Genomic DNA, 14,181 nt, shown 5'->3' on the forward strand with positions numbered 1-14,181 from the left:
ACCCGGAAGCTAAGCTCTTCAGCGCCGATGGTACTGCACTCGAAGGGGTGTGGGAGAGTAGGACGCCGCCGGAATTTACTTAGAAAGCCCCGCCCGGGTGACCGGGCGGGGCTTTCTGCATTTCCGGGCCCAGGCGAAACCAGGGTCCCCGCCGCGACTTCCGCCGGCCTTTCGCGTTCCGGTGCCGTTCGTGTTCTGTCACAGGCCTGTCCCCGGGACGGACGCCGCACACCCGTCGCGCTACCGTGGTCGCAACACGGTGCACCGACCGGGGTGTTCGCGAACGCCCGGTTGTCTGGGGGGACTTCGGGTGCGCCGGCTTTCTTCTCTGGGGGGAGATCCCGAATGCGATCCACCATGCGTACGCGCGCTGCCGCGGCCGTCGGCGCGGTCCTGTTGGCCGGCCTGCTGACCGCGTGCGGCGACGACGACGGCGGCGACGGCTACCCGTTCGCGGGCGGCGGCGTGCCCGGCAACTCGGACGGCAAGAACGACAAGGGCGGCGGCGGCAAGGGCGGCGGCAAGGTGCCTGCCGACTTGGTCGGCAAGTGGTCGACGACGTCGATCTCGCTGACCCAGTACGAGGACGCGATGACCGGGGCGGCCGCCCCGACCAACGGCACCGGCATCATCCTGACCATCGAGAGCGACGGTTCGTACACCGAGTACGGCCTGCTGCAGAACACCGTGTACGCGTGCTCCACCAAGCTGACGACCAGGACCGAAGGCAAGGTGTCGGTCGAGGGGGCGAAGACCACCTTCAAGCCCAGCAAGGTCAAGACGCGGATGACCGGGTGCGGCAGCAGCGACGAGTCGGAGAAGGACGGCACCAAGGTGACCCGCGTCGCGACGTACGAGTTCACCAAGGACTCGTACAGCGGAAAGCAGGTCCTCAAGTTCACCGACGACCAGGGACAGACCAGCCAGTATCAGCCCGTCGACTGATCAGGTCGTACAGTCGTCGTGTGACGGAAACGGTGGCGAAGGGCGACGCGGTCGCGGGCGGTGAGGCTCCGGACCCCGGTCTGTTCGGTCCGGAGTCGGTGACGTGGCAGCTGCACGCCGACCCCATCATGTGGGTGGCCGGCGTGCGCGCCCTGTACCTGCAGGCGCTGCATCCGCGTGCGGTGCGGGGCGTCGTGCAGAACTCCGAGTTCCGCAAGGACCCGTGGGGCCGGCTGTTCCGCACCGCGGACTTCGTGGGCATCAGCACCTACGGCTCGCGGGCCGAGGCCGAGCGGATCGGCAAGCGCGTGCGGCGGATCCACAGCCATCTCACCGCCGTGGACCCGGAGACGGGCGAGCGGTACCGCATAGACGAGACTGCTCTGCTGCGCTGGATCCACTGTGCGGCGATCGTGTCGTACGCCGACGTCGCCCGGCGGGCGGGCTTCCCGCTGACCGACGGCCAACTGGACCGGTACTTCGCCGAGCAGCGGGCCGCCGCCGGGCTGGTCGGGTTGGGGCCGCAAGAGGTGCCGGACAACGGCGCGGCCATGCGGGCGTACTTCGAGGATGTGCGGCCGGCCCTGGGGCGTTCCGAAGAGTCCGACGAGGTCTGGGAGTTCCTGCGGCGGCCGCCGGTGCATCCGGTGCTGTGGCCGGCCCGGGAGCTGCTGTGGCGGCGGATCGCGGACTTGGCGTACGGGGCCCTCCCGTCGTGGGCGCATGCCATGTACGGGCATCGTCCGCTGCCGCCGTTCGCGGTGACCGCGGGGTTGCGGGGGCTGCGGGTGACGATGTCGGCGGTGTTGCCGGTGGTGCGCACGGTGTACGAGTCGCCGCACATCAAGGCCGCGGTCGAGCGGCTCGGCCCCGATGTCATGCCCTCGCCGGCGCGCTTGCCCCGCGACCTGGCCGCTCCGGAGTAGATCCGGAGCAGATGCTGCCGCGGCAGCCGGTCCGCAGGTCTGGTTTTCGCGCGCCTCCGCCCGTAATCTGACGGATCGTCAGACCGGCGTGACGGGGGAATGGGAGCGGAGCGCATGATTCTCGCAGGCAAGACCGTCGTCGTGTCCGGGGTGGGTCCGGGTCTGGGCCGCCGTATTGCGCTGGCCGCGGCGCGTGACGGCGCCAACGTGGTGCTCGGTGCGCGTACCGAGGCGAACCTGGTGAAGGCGGCCGAGGAGATCGACCCGTCCGGTGAGCGGGTGGCGTGGGCCGTCACCGACATCACCGACCCGGCGCAGTGCCAGGCGCTGGTGGACGTCGCGGTGAGCCGGTTCGGCAAGGTCGACGGCCTGGTGAACTGCGCGGCGCTGGACACGGTGTTCGGCGGACTGACCGACATGGACTGGGACGTCCTGCGGCAGGTCGTCGAGGTGAACCTGGTGGGCAGCCTCGCGATGACGAAGGCCGCGCTTCCGGCGTTGAAGGACGGCGGCGGTTCGGTGGTGTTCATCAACACCCAGTCGCAGCTGGTTCCGCCGCGCGAGGCGCCGCAGATGGCGTACGCGGCGTCCAAGGGCGGGCTGACGTCGGCGATGTACGCGCTGGCGCACGAGCTGGGCGCGCACCGCATCCGGGTGAACTCGGTGGCCCCGGGCTGGATGTGGGGTCCGCCGGTGGAGGGCTTCGTGTCGATGCAGTCGCAGGCCACCGGGCAGAGCGCGGACCAGGTGCTGGCGCAGCTGGTGGAGCCGATGGCGCTGCCGGAGATGGCGTCGGACGAGGACGTGGCGGAGACCGTGACGTTCTTCCTGTCGGACCGGTCGAAGGCGATCACCGGGCAGATGCTGCTGGTGAACGCGGGACACGTGATGCGTTGACGGCTGCGCGCCGCTGACGCGGGTTCGGAAGCACAGACGCAGGTCGAAGGGGCGGGTGTCGCGCGTTGCCGCGCGGCACCCGCCCCTTTACCGTCTCGGCGAGGCCCGAGGCCCGAGGCCCGAGGCCCGAGGCCCGAGGCCCGAGGCCCGAGGCCCGGGGGGAGTACGCCGTTTCCGGCGTATCCCCGTCCCGCTCAGCCCTGCTCCTCCGGAAAGATCAGTGCCGCCAAGTCCGCGACCTCCTCGCGGAGCCGCTCGCGCACCCCCGGCCGGGCCGCGGCCAGGTGGTCGACGAGCGCGGTCTCCAGCAGCGCGCGCAGCAGCCGGGCGATCCGGGTGCGTCCGGACGGGAGTTCGGGGAACAGTTCGGCGAGCCAGCGGGCGATGCTGGCGTCGGCGGCGATGGTGAGGCCGCCCGCGACGCCGCGGGACAGTTCGTCGCCGCGCAGGCCCTCGCTGAGGATCAGGCGCAGCAGGGCGCGTTCGGCGAGGGCGGCCTGCCACAGCCGGGTCATCAGCGCCACGAGGCGGGCGCGCGGCGGCAGTGCGGCGTCGACGGCCGGGGTCTCGGTGAACCGGTCGGGGTAGGCGCGTTCCTTGACCAGGGCGCGGAGGATGTCCGCCTTGGAGGGGAAGTAGTGGTAGAGCGTGGCGACGTTGAGGTCGCACGCGGTGGCGATGGTCCGCATCGAGGTGGCGGCGAACCCCTGGGCGCTCATGAGGGCGAGCGCGGTGCCGAGGATCCGGGCGCGCTGCGGGCCGGTTCCGGGGGCGGGTGGGGAGGCCGGCGGGGCTGTCGCCGGGGCGGGGGCTCGGGGAGTCTGTTGCGGTCGCATCGGCGCTCAGTCTTCCATCAAACGTTCGTTGGGGACATACTGGGGCCGCCAGTGCTGGACGACGTCAAGCAATCGCGGCCGCGCCCCGGGCGTGTGCGGCGACGAAGGGAAGGCTCCGTGGCGAACGGGTTCTGGGCGTACGCGCAGGAGAATCCCGGACAGACGGCCCTCGTCGACCCGGACGGCCGGGAATGGACGGCCGGCGAACTCGCCGCGGCCTCGAACCGGCTCGTGCACGGGCTCCGTGCGGCCGGGCTCGGGTCCGGCGACGTCTTCAGCGTGGTGCTGCCGAACGGCGCCGATTACATCGTGGCGTACCTGGCGGCCGCCCAGGCCGGGATGTACATCGTGCCGGTCAACAACCATCTCGTGGGCCCGGAGCTGGCGTTCATCCTGGAGAACAGCGGCTCCAAGGTGCTGATCGGCCACGAGCGCTTCGCCGACGTGGTCGCCGCGGCCGCCGACGAGGCCGGCCTGCCCGCCGAGGCGCGCTTCGCCGTCGGCGACGTGCCCGGGTTCCGGCCGGTCGCCGAACTCACCGCCGGACAGCCCGACACCGCGCCCGAGGACCGCAGCATCGGCATGCCGATGAACTACACCTCGGGAACCACCGGGCGCCCGCGTGGAGTTCGCCGCCCCCTGCCCACCGGTACGCCGGAAGACGCGCGCCACGGCGGCTCGTTGCTCATCTACGGCCTGCGCCCCGGCGGCGGCAACGTGCACCTGGTCGGCTCGCCGCTGTACCACACCGCCGTCCTCCAACACGCCTCGCAGTCCCTGCACATCGGCCATGCCGTGGTGCTCATGGACAAGTGGCTGCCCGAGGAGATGCTGCGCCTGATCGAGCGCCACCGGGTGACGCACACCCACATGGTGCCGACCCAGTTCCACCGGCTGCTGCAACTGCCCGACGACGTCCGGGAGAAGTACGACGTCTCGTCGATGCGGCATGCCGTGCACAGCGCCGCGCCGTGCCCCGACCACCTCAAGCGCCGCATGATCGACTGGTGGGGCCCCTGCATCGAGGAGTACTACGCGGCGAGCGAGGGCGGCGGCACGTTCGCCAGTGCCGCGGACTGGCTGGCCAAGCCCGGCACGGTCGGCAAGGCGTGGCCGATCAGCGAGGTCGCGGTGTTCGGCGACGACGGCGAGAAGCTGCCGCCCGGCGAGGTCGGCACGGTCTACATGATCATGAAGACCGGGTCGTTCAAGTACCACAACGACGAGGAGAAGACCCGCGGCGGCCGGATCGGCGACTGGTTCACCGTCGGCGACGTCGGCTACCTCGACGAGGACGGCTACCTGTTCCTGCGCGACCGCAAGATCGACATGATCATCTCCGGCGGCCAGAACATCTACCCCGCGGAGATCGAGAGCGCGCTGCTGCGGCACCCCGCGGTCGGCGACGTCGCGGTGTTCGGCGTCCCGCACGAGGACTGGGGCGAGGAGATCAAGGCGGTCGTCGAGCCGTCCGCCGGGCACGAGCCGGGCGAGGCCCTGGCCGCCGGCCTCATCGCGTTCTGCGCCGAGCAGCTCGCGAGCTACAAGCGTCCGCGCAGCGTCGACTTCGTCGCCGAGATGCCGCGCGACCCGAACGGGAAACTCCGCAAGCGCCGCCTGCGCGATCCTTATTGGGAGGGTCGCGAGCGGGCCGTCTGACGCGAATTCCAGGGGCGTCAAGCAGCCCGCACAGGCGGTTGTCCGAATACACCGCCCGGAGGTGGACCGGGCGGTGTATTCGGCTGGGCTTTTCCGCCCGCGGCCGCCGGTGATTTCCGTGCGGAATTCCGGTGACACGTGTCGACCGGCCGACGGAAACGAGAACTTGGACGGCACCGGAGACGGAAAAGGCCGGATCCCCGGGAACGGGAATCCGGCCGAATACTTCCGGGCGGCCGCGGATTACTCCGCGGTGCACACCGCCAGCGCCCACGGCAGGTCCGGCTTGCCGGTCGGCGTGCGGCGGGTCTCGTCGACGAAGCGCAGCACGCGCGGCACCTTGTAACCGGCGATCTTCGTGCGGCAGTGCTCCTGGATGCTGTCCAGCGTCGGCTCGGCCGACCCGGTGCGGAGCTGGACGACGACCGCGACGGTCTGGCCCCAGCGCTCGTGCGGGACGCCCACCACGATGGCGTCGTACACGTCCGGGTGGTCCTTGACCGCGCCCTCGACCTCTTCGGTGAAGATCTTCTCGCCACCGGAGTTGATGGTCGCCGAGCCGCGGCCGAGCAGGGTGATCCGGCCGTCCTCCTCCAGGCGCGCGAAGTCGCCGGGGACGACGTAGCGGGTGCCGTCGGGCGCGGTGCGGAACACCTCGGCGGTCTTGACCGGGTCGCCGAGGTAGCCGAGCGGGATGTTGCCCTTGCGGCCGAGCCGGCCGACCACGCCCGCGGGCAGCGGGTTCAGGTCGTCGTCCAGGACCACCGAGTCCGGCACCGCCTTGACGGTGATGCCGCCGCCCTGGTTCGCGGCCTGGCCCTTGACCGCCACGCCCACGCCGTTCGCGCCCGACTCGGACGCGCCGATCGCGTCCGACACGATGACGCCGAGGCGCTCCATGAACGCCTCCTTCAGCGACGGCGAGAACAGCGCGGCGCTGGACGACACGGCGAACATCGACGACAGGTCGTACCCGCCCTCGCGGCCGTCCGGGCGCGGCTCGTCGACCGCTTCGATCAGCGGCCGCGCCATCGCGTCGCCGGTGATCATGATGACGTTGGCCTTCTCGCGCTCGACCGTCATCCAGACGTCGTGCGCGTCGAACTTGTCGATCAGCACCACGCGTTGGCCCTTGGCCAGGTTGCTCAGCAGACCCCACTGGGTCGCGCCGTGCATGAGCGGCGCGATCGGGAAGAACGTGCCGACCCCGCCGCGGCCCTTCTCGGCGAGCTGCTCCGGGCGGTCGACGCGGTCGCCGTTGGTCGGGTCTATCCCGCCGCCGAGCGCGAAGATGACGTCCTCCTGGCGCCACTGCACGCCCTTGGGCATGCCGGTCGTGCCGCCGGTGAACAGCAGGTAGATGTCGTCGCCGGAGCGCGGGCCGAAGTCGCGGTCCGCGCTGCCCGCCGCGACGGCGTCCTCGTAGCGCACCGCGCCGAGCGCGTCGGTGTCCGCGTCCGTGCCGTCCTCGATCACCACGAGGTGCCGCAGCCCGGTGACCTTGGGCGCGACCTCGGCGACCCGGTCGGCGAACTGGCGCTGGAAGAGCATGGCGACCGGCTTGGCCTGGTCCAGGAGGTAGGCCAGCTCGTCGGCGACGTAGCGGAAGTTCACGTTGATGCAGACGCCGCGGATCTTGTAGATCGCCAGCATCGCTTCGGCCCACTCGATGATGTTGTAGGCATAAACCGCGACATGGTCGCCGGGCCGGACGCCCGCGTCGGCCAGATGGTGCGCGAGACGGTTCGCGCGTTCCTCCAATTCGGAGTATGTCCGGCGCGCCCCATTGGCGACGACGGCCTCGCGGTCGGGGTATTGCTCAACCGCGTGCTCGAAGAGGTCGGCAAGGTTGAATTCCATGGCCCGGAGCGTAGGCCGACAGCATCGCCGAATTCCATAGTGTGACGCAATTACTGTGCCGCGGACGTTGTGACGCTGTTGACCGCGGCACACCCTTGACTGAGACAATGATCGCCGTTCCCGTGTGTCCTTGCCCACCCGTGGGCAGCCACGCGCGCACATCCACGTACATCCACGTACATCCACGTTCAAGGAGGGGCCTTGGCCGCCAACCCGCACCTGCTGGTCGAGCGACGCGACGGCACGCTGCTCGTGACGCTCAACCGCCCCGAGGCGAAGAACGCCTTCTCGCTGCCGATGCTGGTGGGCCTCTACGACGCGTGGCTCGAGGCGGACGCCGACGACGACATCTATTCGATCGTCCTCACCGGCGCCGGCGGCGTCTTCTGCGCCGGCATGGACCTCAAGGCCCTCGCCGGCGCCGACATGGCGGACGGCGACACCGCCGTCTACCGCGAGCGCATGGCCGCCGACAAGGACCTGCACTGGAAGGCCATGCTGCGCCACCACCGGCCGCGGAAGCCGCTGATCGCCGCGGTCGAGGGCTTCTGCGTGGCGGGCGGCACGGAGATCCTCCAGGGCACCGACATCCGCGTCGCGGGCGACACCGCGGTGTTCGCCATCGCCGAGGTGCAGCGCGGGCTCTTCCCGCTCGGCGGCTCGACGGTGCGCCTGCAGCGCCAGATCGGCTACACCAACGCGATGGAGATGCTGCTGACCGGGCGGCGCTACACCGCCGCGGAAGCCCGCGAGATCGGCCTGATCGGCCGCGTGGTCCCGGCCGGCACCGCGGTCGAGGCCGCGCTGGAGATCGCCGCCGTCATCAACGGCAACGGCCCGATCGCCGTCGAGGCCGTCAAGCGCTCGATCATCGAGACCGCGGACCTGTCCGAGGAAGACGCCCTCAAGCGCGAACTGGAGATCGGCCAGCCGGTGTTCGGCACCGCGGACGCCAAGGAGGGCCCGACGGCGTTCGCGCAGAAGCGCAAGCCGGTCTTCCGCCGGGCGTGAGGGGGCCGTCCGCCGCGGCGTGAGCCGCGGCCGCGCCGGTGCCGGCGCGGGGCGCACCGGTCGGGAGCGCGACGGCGTACCCGACCGGGCGCCCGCGAGGGACAATGGAGTCCGGCGGAACCGCGCGTCCCGGCGCGCACCGACGCCGCTGGAGGATTCCATGCCGAACACGCAGGTCCACGAGCCCGGCCAGCAGGAGTCGCACGAAGACGTCCACGTGGTGATGTCGCCGGAGCGGGTGATCGTCACCGGCCGGGACATGCACCCGTCCGACGAGGACGTCACGTCCGAGCAGACGTCCCACGCGAGCGAGACGTCGCAGGCGGAAGGGGCGCGGACGGACGACTGACGCCGACGCCCGCGAGCGTCGCGCTCAGGCGTACTCCCGCAGCCTCGGCCGAATGCCGAACACCACCAGCACCACGCCCACCCCGAGTACCACCCCCGGCAGCCACGTCCACCCGTCGAGGGCGTCCTCCGTGTCCGCGATCTCGGTGTCGAAGGCCGCGCGGTGCGCGTCGGCCTCGGTGTCGAGCGTGCTCTGGTAGTCGTAGAACTCGAAGGCCAAGTTGCCGCGGCCCACGTTGGTGGCCATGCCGATCGCGACGTCGCGGCGGCCCGAGGCGACCGCGGCCTGCAGCGCGCTGTCGTCGCGGCGGAACGCGGCCAGCCGCGCGGTGAGCCCGGGGGACGTCGAAGTCGGGTCCAGGGCTGTGGACTTGGCGGCGAACTGGGCCCGGTAGTAGCCCTCCCGCTCGGGCAGCATCAGGTAGCGGCTCTCGTCCGCGTTGGCGTCCGACGCCACCGCGCGCGTGCGCGCCAGCGCACTGAACGGGTCGAACGACGTGCTCTTCGCGTCCCGCACACGCGTGCCCTGGTCGGACAGCAGGGAACCGCCGAGCACGGTCAGCACCGCCACCGCGACCGTCGCCGCGGCCAGCCCCGGGTTGAGGATCCGCCGGAAGCGCCGGGCGAGGGTGAACTGCCAGACCAGCAAGGTCAGCAGCGTCGCCCCGCCGACCGCCCACACGGCCGCCGAGGTCAGCTTCGCCGTCGAACTCCCGTCGCTCGCCGCCGCCGACAAGCGGTCCTCGGCGCCGCGGCCGAGCCGGTCGGCGGCCGGCAGCAGGTCCTGGTGCATCAGCGCGGTCGCGGCGAGGTAGTAGTTCACGGCGAGTGCGGGCGGACGGCCGACGGGCCGGTCCTGAACCTGGTCGTCCGCGGCCTGCGCCTGCGCGGCCAAGGCGTCGTAGCGGGCGAGTCCGGCGAGCAGTTCGCCCGCGGTGCCGGCGTCCGCGGTGCCGAGCCCGCGGTCGATCAGCGCCTGCACGTCGGTGTTCACCGAGGCGCGCCGCAGCCGCAACTGGCGCAGCGCGGACTGCTTGTTGCCGATCTGCTCGTCGTGCCCGATCAGCAGCACGTTGGCGACCTGCGCGTCGATGTCCGCGAGGGCGAAGTACAGGTCGGACGCGGTCGCGGCCTGCGGCGCGGCGCTGCGGCCGACGGCGTGCACGTTGCCGCGGGCTTTGGCGACCCCGACGGTGAGGGCCGCGAACAGCGCGGCCAGCAGCAGGATCACCAGAGCGGTGGTGGCCCGGATACGGGCGGGCGCGCCGCGGAGTCGCGGCCGCAGGGAAGGACGCGGAGTGCGCGCGGGGCGCGGGAGGGTGTCGTGGACCGCAGGGGTCCGGCGCGGCGGGGGAGCGGCCGCGGTCGAGGGGGCCGCCGGTGCGACCGTCGGCACGCTCATGCCGGCACCGCGCTGCGCTCGGCGCCGCATTCGCGAACCGCATCCCCCTGGCTGATTCGCTCGCTCATGGACGCACGCTAGGTGACCGCGTCGACACGTTCCTCACGGTGCGGTGGCGTGCGGGCGAAGTCCGCGTGAACGCCAGGCGGGCCGGAGCCGAAGCCCCGGCCCGGTGCGCGGTGCCCGTCCGGGATGCTCAGTCGCGGCGGCGAGCCGAGGCCCCGGAGCGGTCCGTGCTGGCGGTCGGTACGGCTAGGCCGCGGAGCACGGCACGTGGCTCTCCGCCCGGAACGTCGCGCCGTGGCTGGTGACCCAGTGCGCGGGGCCGTCTTCGGCATGCCGTGACGGCATCTGCCGCGGGACGCGCGCGAGTCCGGCGACGTACGGCTCCCCGCACGCGTCGCACAGCGTCGGCATGGCGGCGGGCGCATACCGGTCGAGCGTGCGCAGGAGGCTGCGGGCGAAGCGCAGGGCGGACGCGAACGACGCGGCGGCGGCCTCGTGGTCGCGGCTGCCGTGCGCGTGCGCGGCGTCCCTCAGGGACCGGGCCAGGTAGCTGAGGCTGGCGCGCGGAAACGGCGGTGCGCCCGCGGCGATGTCGTCGGCCTGCCCGGCCACGACGCCCGCCCAGCCGGCGAACGCCGGGTGGCGTACGGCTGACCCGGTGCGCTGCGCGATCACCGTGCCGGCGAGCTTCCGGGCGGCGGCGGCGCATTCCGGGGTCAAATCCTTGCGGTCGAGGTCCATGTCCGGCTCCTCGGGGTCTGTTGCGGTCTACTGCACAGGCTGCGGTGTGTGGTGCCGGCCTGTGGATCAGACCGCCTTGGACAGGATGCGGCCTGGAGACCGCCAAACGCGTCAAAAGATGAGCTAAGTCACACCGAAATGTCGGAAATTGTCGACCTTCGCGGGTTTAGCAAGGGTGACGAAAAGAACAAAACGGTCTACTTGTGCGCTCCGTAGGCGACCCCACCCGGACGGTTGCGGCCTCGGTTTTCCGGCCTCGTGTCCGCTCAGCGGACACCGTGTCGCACCTTGTGTCGCTGCGTCGTCACGCACCGCCGCCGGGGCGGGCGGCGTGCCGGAAACCCGCCTCGGCGCGCCGCCCGCACGCCTCTTCCGGCTGCACGGAGCATCTGTTACATATGCCGCCGGATCGCCGGAGACCCGCCACTTCCTCCGCCGCGACGGACTCTCCGTGCCCGTCGCGGCGGAGCCGCCCGCGTACGCCGCCCGTACGCGCCAACGTGGGAAGGAGAGGTGCCGCTGTGCCCAGTTGGCTACCGGAGAGTGCCGAAGGCCTCACCGAGCTGGACGGCGTACTCGGACTGCGCCCTTCGCTCTACACCCGCTACCGCGACTACGTGACCCGCGTCTGGTCGCCCGACGTCCTCGACCCCGTCCTCACCGAACTCGTCCGGCTGCGCATCGCCGGACTGCTCGAGTGCGGCGTCGAGGAAGCCGCCCGCAGCCGTGCCGCCGTGCACACCGGCCTCGACGAGGCCCGGATCGCGCGCGTGCCGTACGGCTCGGACGACCCGGTGTTCACGCCGGCCGAGTCCGCATGCCTGCTGTTCGCCGAGCAGTTCGTGCTCGCCCCCGAGTCGGTGACCGACGAGCAGCGCAAGCAGCTCGCCGGGCTGCTCGGCGACGGGGGGCTCGTCGGGCTCGCCATGGTGTGCGCGATCTTCGACGGCTTCGACCGCTTCCAGGTCGTGCTCGGTGCGCAGGACACCGATCCCGACCTGCCGTACCCGATGCTCGTCCATCCGCCCGGCCTGGACCCCGACGCGCCGCCGGGCCCGCCGGTGTTCGACCCCGCCGACCCGATCGCGGCCAGCCCGCTCGCGCTCCAGCCCGACCTGCTGGCGTCGTTCCTGCGGATGTACGCGACGCTGTGGTGGGACGGCGTGGTCGACCACCCGTCCAAGGAGGTCGCCCGGCTGCGGAACGCCCGCGTGACCGGCTGCCGCTACTGCCGCAACGTCCGCTTCGCGCAAGCCCGCGAGGACGGCCTCGGCGAAGACCTCGTCGAGCTGATCGCCGACGGCTTCGAGGAAAGCACCCTCGAGGAACGCCACAAGGTGGTCATCCGGTTCGCCGACTTCTTCCTCGGCGACCCGCACGGCATGGGCGAGGAGAGGGGAGCCGAGGTGCGCGACGACCTGCTCGCCGCGTACGGCCCGGACGGCACCGTGGAGCTGGCCGCCGGGCTCGCGCTCTTCATGGGTTTCTCGAAGATCGCGGTCACCCTGGGGACCGTTCCGCACGATTTTCCGACCATGGTGATACCCACCCCGGGCGGGTGAATCCGCAGGCCGGATGACGGCGACATGGCCGGTATGCGAACGGCGGCGGGCCCGTGAAACAGCCGCGGACCCGCCGTCCGCGGACCGTACGATTCGGGTGGCGAAGGGCTGTTGCACCCGGATCTTCCCGTGTAACGTTGCTCGCGGTTGCAAGCAGTAGAAGTAGTTCCCTCGCAAGACCGACGCCTGCGGACTTGACTGCCCCGTAGGCGTTTTTCCATCCCGGAGTACTTCGCGGGGAGTGGGACCACTCGACGTAAGCGACCCGGACGCCGCGAAGTGCGGCGGCCGAGGTTTTCATGAAGGAAGAAGACATGGCCACCGGTACGGTCAAGTGGTTCAACGCGGACAAGGGCTACGGCTTCATCTCCCAGGATGACGGCGGCGCCGACGTGTTCGTCCACTTCTCGGCAATCCAGACGAACGGCTACCGTTCGCTTGAGGAGAACCAGCGGGTCGAGTTCGAGGTCACGCAGGGCCAGAAGGGCCCGCAGGCCGAGATGGTTCGCCCGCTCTGATCACGCTTCGGCCGGTACGGCCGGCGAAGGCCCGCCCCGGGGAACCGCGGGCGGGCCTTCGCGTATATGCGTGCAGGGTACAAGCGTTACGGGCCGTCAGTTCCGGACCCGCCTTCGGGCCGGCCTGACGATCAGCCCACGACCCCGGCCGCACGCAGCGCGGTGATCCGGTCCGCCATGCCCAGTTCCGCGAGCACCTCGTCGGTGTGCTCGCCGAGCAGCGGCGACGGCGCGCCGAGCGCCGCGGGCGTGCCCGCGAACTGCGCGGGATGCCGCGGCATGCGCAGCCGCCCGGCCTTGGCGTGCACGGATTCCTCGAACAGGCCCACCGCCACCGCGTGCGGGTCGTCCGGGAGTTCGGCCGGCGCGAGCACGCGCCCGCAGGGCACCCGCTGCGCCTCCAGCGCGGCCATGCCCGCGCCGACGTCCATGACGAGCGCCGCCTTGTAGCAGCGCTGCACGAACGCGCTGGTCAACTCCGGGTGCTTCATGCGCTCGCCGATGGTGGCGACCCGCGGGTCGTCGTGCCCTTCGACGCCGAACGCCCGGCACATGCCCGCGAAGTCCGCGTCCGACGTGGGCGCGACGACCGCCCAGCCGTCCTGGAACCGGATCGGCTTCAGCGTCTTGTTGAAGCTGGAGTTCCGGCTGCCGTCGCTGTCCAGCAGCACCTCGTTGCCCGTCGCGTCGACCCACAGGAACGACGTCACCGCGTCGAGCATCGACAGCTCCACATGCTGGCCGCCCAGGCCGCGTTCGCGCGCGAACAGCGCCGCGGTGATCGCCTGCGACGCCACCAGCGCGGTGACCTTGTCGGCGGCGGACTGGCGCAGGAACACCGGGATTTCCGGTTCGCCGTCGGCGGGCACGTCCGCCTGGTTGACGGCCAGGCCGGCGTAGGCCTGGATCACCGGGTCGTAGGCCGACTTGCCGGCGTACGGGCCGTCCGGGCCGAACCCGGACAGCGACACATAGACCAGGTCGTCGCGGCCCTTCGCCAGGTCCGCATAGCCCAGGCCCAGCCGTTCCACCACGCCGGGCCGGAAATTCTGCACGACCACGTCGCACGTCGCGGCCAACGCCCGCACGACGTCGCGGCCTTCCCCCGTGTGCACGTCCACGACGATCGACCGCTTGCCGCGGTTGCACGACGCGAACAGCGCACTCGTCCCGCCGATCGCCACCCCCACCCAGCGCGCGATGTCGCCGATGCCGGGGCGCTCGACCTTGATCACCTCCGCGCCCTGGTCGGCGAGCAGCGCGACCGCGTACGGCCCCGTCGCGGCAATCGACAGATCGAGCACGCGGATTCCCCGCAGCGGACCGGTCTCACTCATGGGCAGTCCATACCTTTCTTCGTGGGTTGTTTCTGATCATTCGTAAGATCGGGACGCCCGGGGGTCCGGGTATGGCTGGCATGGGTGAGCCGATGTCGTGGCTGAAAGGGATTGGCCGCCCGGTGCCCCGCGA

General features: G+C 71.4%; 13 protein-coding genes. 8 read left to right on the plus strand and 5 right to left on the minus strand.

What is annotated here, in order from left to right; genetic code table 11:
* Positions 1–345 precede the first annotated feature (345 nt).
* From ABEA93_RS41620 to ABEA93_RS41630, 3 genes are all read left to right on the plus strand, one after another.
* Complete coding sequence (locus ABEA93_RS41620; protein ID WP_345681226.1) at positions 346–945, plus strand: hypothetical protein; 600 nt, start codon at positions 346–348, stop codon at positions 943–945.
* 20 nt (positions 946–965) lie between these two features.
* Complete coding sequence (locus tag ABEA93_RS41625) at positions 966–1,871, plus strand: oxygenase MpaB family protein (RefSeq protein WP_345681227.1); 906 nt, start codon at positions 966–968, stop codon at positions 1,869–1,871.
* A 114-nt stretch (positions 1,872–1,985) separates the two neighbouring features.
* Complete coding sequence (locus tag ABEA93_RS41630) at positions 1,986–2,768, plus strand: SDR family oxidoreductase (RefSeq protein ID WP_345681228.1); 783 nt, start codon at positions 1,986–1,988, stop codon at positions 2,766–2,768.
* 194 nt (positions 2,769–2,962) lie between these two features.
* Here the strand turns inward: ABEA93_RS41630 and ABEA93_RS41635 are convergent, their stop codons facing one another.
* Positions 2,963–3,604: a TetR/AcrR family transcriptional regulator gene (locus ABEA93_RS41635; RefSeq protein WP_345681229.1), complete on the minus strand. Its 642-nt coding sequence runs from the start codon at positions 3,602–3,604 to the stop codon at positions 2,963–2,965.
* Between the two features lie 117 nt (positions 3,605–3,721).
* Here ABEA93_RS41635 and ABEA93_RS41640 point away from each other — a divergent pair, with 117 nt between their 5' ends.
* Complete coding sequence (locus ABEA93_RS41640) at positions 3,722–5,263, plus strand: acyl-CoA synthetase (protein ID WP_345681230.1); 1,542 nt, start codon at positions 3,722–3,724, stop codon at positions 5,261–5,263.
* A gap of 243 nt (positions 5,264–5,506) precedes the next feature.
* Here the strand turns inward: ABEA93_RS41640 and ABEA93_RS41645 are convergent, their stop codons facing one another.
* Positions 5,507–7,123, minus strand: coding sequence for an acyl-CoA synthetase (locus ABEA93_RS41645; RefSeq protein WP_345681231.1), 1,617 nt, complete (start codon positions 7,121–7,123; stop codon positions 5,507–5,509).
* Between the two features lie 201 nt (positions 7,124–7,324).
* On the opposite strand from ABEA93_RS41645, the gene ABEA93_RS41650 reads away from it, so the two are divergent.
* Both ABEA93_RS41650 and ABEA93_RS41655 read left to right on the plus strand, forming a co-directional pair.
* Positions 7,325–8,134 (plus strand): crotonase/enoyl-CoA hydratase family protein, encoded by an 810-nt coding sequence (locus ABEA93_RS41650; protein ID WP_345681232.1) that lies wholly within the window; start codon positions 7,325–7,327, stop codon positions 8,132–8,134.
* A gap of 160 nt (positions 8,135–8,294) precedes the next feature.
* On the plus strand, positions 8,295–8,483 hold the full coding sequence (locus ABEA93_RS41655; RefSeq protein WP_345681233.1) for a hypothetical protein: 189 nt from the start codon (positions 8,295–8,297) through the stop codon (positions 8,481–8,483).
* Positions 8,484–8,507: 24 nt separating this feature from the next.
* Here the strand turns inward: ABEA93_RS41655 and ABEA93_RS41660 are convergent, their stop codons facing one another.
* Together ABEA93_RS41660 and ABEA93_RS41665 are read right to left on the minus strand one after the other, a co-directional pair.
* A complete protein-coding gene (locus ABEA93_RS41660; protein ID WP_345681234.1) occupies positions 8,508–9,884 on the minus strand; it encodes a hypothetical protein in 1,377 nt (458 codons plus the stop codon).
* Between the two features lie 252 nt (positions 9,885–10,136).
* Positions 10,137–10,631: a hypothetical protein gene (locus ABEA93_RS41665; protein ID WP_345681235.1), complete on the minus strand. Its 495-nt coding sequence runs from the start codon at positions 10,629–10,631 to the stop codon at positions 10,137–10,139.
* Positions 10,632–11,152: 521 nt separating this feature from the next.
* On the opposite strand from ABEA93_RS41665, the gene ABEA93_RS41670 reads away from it, so the two are divergent.
* Together ABEA93_RS41670 and cspE are read left to right on the plus strand one after the other, a co-directional pair.
* On the plus strand, positions 11,153–12,193 hold the full coding sequence (locus ABEA93_RS41670) for a carboxymuconolactone decarboxylase family protein (protein WP_345681236.1): 1,041 nt from the start codon (positions 11,153–11,155) through the stop codon (positions 12,191–12,193).
* Positions 12,194–12,507: 314 nt separating this feature from the next.
* The gene (gene cspE, locus ABEA93_RS41675) at positions 12,508–12,711 is read left to right on the plus strand and encodes a transcription antiterminator/RNA stability regulator CspE (RefSeq protein WP_020557813.1); all 204 of its coding nucleotides are present in this window, start codon (positions 12,508–12,510) and stop codon (positions 12,709–12,711) included.
* Between the two features lie 131 nt (positions 12,712–12,842).
* On the opposite strand, the gene ABEA93_RS41680 is transcribed toward cspE, so the two are convergent.
* Positions 12,843–14,048, minus strand: coding sequence for a CaiB/BaiF CoA transferase family protein (locus ABEA93_RS41680; RefSeq protein ID WP_345681237.1), 1,206 nt, complete (start codon positions 14,046–14,048; stop codon positions 12,843–12,845).
* Positions 14,049–14,181 lie beyond the last annotated feature (133 nt).

The organism is Yinghuangia aomiensis (genome assembly GCF_039542225.1).
In the GTDB taxonomy this organism is placed as follows: Bacteria; Actinomycetota; Actinomycetes; order Streptomycetales; family Streptomycetaceae; genus Yinghuangia; species Yinghuangia aomiensis.

Excerpts from the sequence above, each read along its gene's own strand:
- cspE (WP_020557813.1), top strand. The coding sequence starts at position 12,508 with ATGGCCACCGGTACGGTCAAGTGGTTCAACGCGGACAAGGGCTACGGC.
- ABEA93_RS41680 (WP_345681237.1), bottom strand. The coding sequence starts at position 14,048 with ATGAGTGAGACCGGTCCGCTGCGGGGAATCCGCGTGCTCGATCTGTCG.
- ABEA93_RS41645 (WP_345681231.1), bottom strand. The coding sequence starts at position 7,123 with ATGGAATTCAACCTTGCCGACCTCTTCGAGCACGCGGTTGAGCAATAC.
- ABEA93_RS41635 (WP_345681229.1), bottom strand. The coding sequence starts at position 3,604 with ATGCGACCGCAACAGACTCCCCGAGCCCCCGCCCCGGCGACAGCCCCG.
- ABEA93_RS41655 (WP_345681233.1), top strand. The coding sequence starts at position 8,295 with ATGCCGAACACGCAGGTCCACGAGCCCGGCCAGCAGGAGTCGCACGAA.
- ABEA93_RS41620 (WP_345681226.1), top strand. The coding sequence starts at position 346 with ATGCGATCCACCATGCGTACGCGCGCTGCCGCGGCCGTCGGCGCGGTC.
- ABEA93_RS41630 (WP_345681228.1), top strand. The coding sequence starts at position 1,986 with ATGATTCTCGCAGGCAAGACCGTCGTCGTGTCCGGGGTGGGTCCGGGT.
- ABEA93_RS41665 (WP_345681235.1), bottom strand. The coding sequence starts at position 10,631 with ATGGACCTCGACCGCAAGGATTTGACCCCGGAATGCGCCGCCGCCGCC.
- ABEA93_RS41660 (WP_345681234.1), bottom strand. The coding sequence starts at position 9,884 with ATGAGCGTGCCGACGGTCGCACCGGCGGCCCCCTCGACCGCGGCCGCT.